Source organism: Microbacterium sp. Leaf351 (assembly GCF_001423825.1).
GTDB classification, from domain to species: domain Bacteria; phylum Actinomycetota; class Actinomycetes; order Actinomycetales; family Microbacteriaceae; genus Microbacterium; species Microbacterium ginsengisoli.
This window is the reverse complement of record NZ_LMPK01000012.1, coordinates 71,310-75,199: the sequence shown is the minus strand read 5'-3', so window position 1 is coordinate 75,199 and position 3,890 is coordinate 71,310. Positions and strand designations below refer to the sequence as shown.

At 66.3% G+C, this 3,890-nt stretch carries 4 protein-coding genes and 2 pseudogenes; 3 read left to right on the top strand and 3 right to left on the bottom strand.

All coding sequences use genetic code 11. The annotated features are described in order from the left end of the window. Positions 1–204 (bottom strand): annotated as a pseudogene (locus ASG00_RS17115) (zinc ABC transporter ATPase); the annotation flags it as partial. 198 nt (positions 205–402) lie between these two features. On the opposite strand from ASG00_RS17115, the gene ASG00_RS05285 reads away from it, so the two are divergent. From ASG00_RS05285 to ASG00_RS18880, 3 genes and pseudogenes are all read left to right on the top strand, one after another. Beyond that, the gene (locus tag ASG00_RS05285) at positions 403–1,392 is read left to right on the top strand and encodes an Abi family protein (RefSeq protein WP_056207437.1); all 990 of its coding nucleotides are present in this window, start codon (positions 403–405) and stop codon (positions 1,390–1,392) included. Between the two features lie 143 nt (positions 1,393–1,535). Then, a pseudogene (locus ASG00_RS18885) lies at positions 1,536–2,154 on the top strand (TIGR02391 family protein); the annotation flags it as partial. A 1-nt stretch (position 2,155) separates the two neighbouring features. Beyond that, a partial coding sequence (locus ASG00_RS18880) for a TIGR02391 family protein (protein WP_442922606.1) occupies positions 2,156–2,294 on the top strand: 139 nt, incomplete at its 5' end. A 310-nt stretch (positions 2,295–2,604) separates the two neighbouring features. Here the strand turns inward: ASG00_RS18880 and ASG00_RS05275 are convergent. After that, positions 2,605–3,513: a DMT family transporter gene (locus ASG00_RS05275; protein WP_056207410.1), complete on the bottom strand. Its 909-nt coding sequence runs from the start codon at positions 3,511–3,513 to the stop codon at positions 2,605–2,607. Then, entirely contained in the window at positions 3,510–3,767 is a 258-nt protein-coding gene (locus ASG00_RS05270; RefSeq protein WP_056518825.1) for a DUF2933 domain-containing protein, read from the bottom strand. The genes ASG00_RS05275 and ASG00_RS05270 overlap by 4 nt, the downstream gene beginning before the upstream one ends. Between the last annotated feature and the right edge of the window lie 123 nt (positions 3,768–3,890).

The window sequence follows — 3,890 nt, the reverse complement described above, 5'->3', positions numbered from 1 at the left end:
GGAGATTGTGTCGCGCGTATAGCTGCGTTCGTCTCCGGGGACGAGCCAGCGTTCGGAGCCGTCCGAGGCGAGGAAGAAGTCTACGTAGCAGTTCCCGCACGGCATCCGGTAGACGCCTGGTTCGGTGGGGGCGGACTCGGTGTTTCGTTGAATCATGTCGTCGATCGCCTGCTCCCAATCAACCCCGTGATCATCGTGTGACATGCGAAACCCTTCCTAAGCAGAACAGAGCAGTCTGTCACCCGGGCACGGCCGCGTCCACACCCTCCACCGCGACTGCAGCAGAGTCGAACTCGAGGATGTATGCGGACGTGCTGTCGCCTGCTCGTGCTACCCTAAAGTCATCACGATCAGCCCGCTCGCCTCACGGCTCGGGCTGATTTTCTTTGTACCGTGGGCATGATGGTCGAGTACACCAAGCCCTGGCTGTCGGTGGACGCCCAGACCGACAAGCTCGTCAGCCGCGGCATCGAAATCGGCGACCGCACCGAAGCGACGAAGCTGCTCCGAGCGGTGGGGTACTACCGGTTGACCGGCTATCTGTACCCGTTTCGGCGTTCCGAACGATACGAGAGCGACGACGGAAGATCCCGGGTTCGGGTGCTCAACGAGTACCTGCCCGGCACCTCCCTCGCGCATGCCGCCAAGCTGATCGACTTCGACCGCGCACTGCGGATGCTGGTGATGGATGGTGTCGAGCGAATAGAGGTGTCCCTCCGGATGGAGATCGGGTACGTACTCGGCGAGGGGTCCCCGTTCGCGCATCGTGACGCGGACACATTCGTCTCCTCGTTCACCGAACTATATGAGGACCCCGAGACCGGCGAGGAGACGAGCAAGCATCGGGAATGGTTGCGGCGAGTGGACAGTCGGCTGGGCGGGTCGGATGAGACGTTCGTCGCCCATTTCCGGGAGAAGTACGACGGTCAGATGCCGATCTGGGCGCTGACCGAGGTGTTGGAGCTCGGTCATCTCGGTCGGCTCTACGGCGGGCTTAGCAACTCGCGCGCCACGAAGATCGCGCACGCGTACGCGGTGCCTTCCAAACGAGTGATGGCCAGCTGGATTGCCAGCCTCAACTATGTGCGCAACGTCGCCGCTCACCATGCGCGATTGTTCAACCGGAAACTGGTGGTGGCTCCCAGCCGGCCGGGCGTCGGCGTGGTCCCCCTCCTGGACCATCTCCGTGACGAGGAGTCGTCGAAGGCTGTCTACGGCCTCTACAACGCCCTGGCCGTCACCGCCTATCTCCTTCGTTCGATCGACGCCAAGTCTGGGTGGCCGCGGCGACTGGTCACACTCCTGGACACCTTTCCCGCCGCGAAGAACTTCTCGGTCGACGCTCTCGGCGTGCACCCGCGATGGTCGGAGATGGATCTCTGGCGCGAATAGCGACCTCCATCGGTGGCCCGCTCACACTCCCGCTGCCGGAGCGGTGACGCGCGGACGCAGGACGAGACGGGCTGCGCGATCATCCACGCCGCGACATCTCCCCGTGCTGCGCACCCGGTTGCGGGATTCGCGAAGCTAGGCACATGCCGAACACACGACACGCACCGCTATCAGAGGGCGTGGTGACGGCGATCGCCGACGCTCTCGGCGAGACGAGCATCGGGCTGACGGGCTCGGAGATCGGGAGGATTCTGGTGCAGCTGGGTTTCGATGATCCCGGCCCCGACATGACGAAGCGGCATCGCCTCGCGGTCGCGCTGATCAACCAGCAGCGCAAGGACAACGCAAGCAACGGCATCATCCGCTTCGTGGCCGAATCCATGTCCATCGGCCGCTACCTGGGCAGGCAAGAACGATTCGAGGAACTGAGGGATGTCGTAGACCCGGCACTGTCGTTGGCTGGGCTCCGTATCCGAGACGACGGCCGCGTCGCTCGTCTCGGACGCAAGGCGACAACATTCGATGAAGTCGCCGCGCTCACGGGTCGGCTCCTCGCCGAATCACAGCGTCGTGGCGTGCACGACCAAGTCCTCGCATACTGCCGGGAGGAACTGATCCGGCAATCGACCTTCCACGCCGTCTCCGAGGCAGTAAAAGGTGCGTGCGACCGGCTTCGCACCATGACCGGGCTCATCCTGGATGGTTCGGAGCTGATCGATGCGTGCTTTTCGTCGTCCAAGGGCCGGCCGCTGGTGACGATCANGATCGGAACATTCCGCAACCCGACCGCGCACGCACCCCGGGTGGCGTGGCCCGTCAGCGAGCCGGACGCACTCGATGTCTTCTCCACCCTGTCGTACATCCACCGGCGTCTCGACGCGGCCCGCACTCGACGACCCTGAACCGCTGCCACCTACGGTGGAATCGCGGAACTCTTCACCAAATCCAACGGGAACCTACACTGAGCTCTCGGGCGCCGTCCTTCTGCGCGACGGACCGCCAGGGTGAGGGTTCTCGATAGGAGCTGCAATTTCCACCGGCGGCGGGCGGACGGGCTATTCGTTTTGTCCGATGGGTCGTGTGTACCGGCATCTCGGGCTGTTCGTTGCGGCCACGTCACCGGCATGTCCGACCAGCTTGACGACTACATCACCCGGCCAGGGCTGGGACGTCGGTTTGATGGGTGGTGGCGGGGCGCCACCAGGCGGGCGCTCAACCTTCAAGCCGACGGGACGCGCGGTCAGCGTGTCTGCCGGGGATGGTGAGGAGGGCGACGGAGCCGATCACGATGGCGGTGCCGGTCCAGCCGAGCACGCTCTGGGTCTCCTGCAAGAGCCCGACGGACAGGACGATCCCGAAGACGGGCACGAGAATCGTCCATGTTGTGAGGATGTCGAGCCGGGACCGTTGCGTCTCCGCGTACCAGGCGACGGTGGTCGCGGCGGTGCCGGCCAGGGACATCCACAGCAGGGAGAGCACGAATCCCGGCGTCCATTCAATGACCGGCGGACCTTCGACGATCGCGGCGGCGACGAGGAGGATCCCGCCGCCGAGCAGCAGCTGCACGGTGGCGACGAGGAACGGGTCGGCGCGCACGGCGCGGCTGATGAGGGTGCCGGCGGTGACGGCGGCGGCGGCGGTGAGGGACAGCCATGCCCCGGTCCCGGCGCCGGCGGGCAGCACGATGAGCAGGAGTCCGGCGAGCCCGGTGAGCATCGCGGCCACCGATCGCAGGGAGGGACGTTCGCGGTAGAGCCACCAGGCGGGCAGCAGGATGAGGACGGGCTGGACGTTGGCCAGCACGGACGCGACGCCCGTTGTCAGGCCGATGGTGCCGCCGAACATGGCGGCGTAGGCGATGGCGACGTTCACGACGCCGAGCACGCCGATCAGCGTCCAACTGCGTACCTCGCGGGGGACGGGCGCGCGGCGGATGACAGTGAGGATCAGCAGAGCGGCACCGGCGACGAGGGCGCGCAGTGCTGCGAGCCACAGCAGCGGCGCATCTTGCAGCCCGACGCTGATCGCGACGAAGCAGGACCCCCACGCGAAGGTGATCCACAGCATCCGCCACGGGCTCGGCGCTCGCCGTCCGGTGCCGGCCGCGGTGGGGGTGCTCATGCGTCGTCGTCGGGGGGCGGGTTCGTGTGGTCGTGACGGGTCTGTTCACGGTGTCGTCCGTGGCCTCCGTGTCCGCGGTGGCTGAACAGGTGCAGTAGGGCGATCACGATGATGCCGGCGTAGGGGGCGGCCGCGGCGAGGTGGGTCCAGTGGTCGATGACCAGGTAGATGACGATCCCGGCGACGGCAAGCGCGATGATCCCCCAGATCCACACGCGTCCAGGGCGGGGCGGTCCGGCGTGCGGGGTGGTCATGACCGCTCCGCGGCGAGGAAGTCGTGTCTCATGCCGAGGGTGTTGTCGGTGAGACGGATGGAGGCGGCGGGGTCGGTGACGGTGCCGGTGAGGGCACGGATCGCGTCGATGGTTTCGGGGACG

Coding starts and splice junctions, on each gene's coding strand:
- ASG00_RS05285 (WP_056207437.1), top strand. CDS start 403: ATGGTCGAGTACACCAAGCCCTGGCTGTCGGTGGACGCCCAGACCGAC.
- ASG00_RS05275 (WP_056207410.1), bottom strand. CDS start 3,513: ATGAGCACCCCCACCGCGGCCGGCACCGGACGGCGAGCGCCGAGCCCG.
- ASG00_RS05270 (WP_056518825.1), bottom strand. CDS start 3,767: ATGACCACCCCGCACGCCGGACCGCCCCGCCCTGGACGCGTGTGGATC.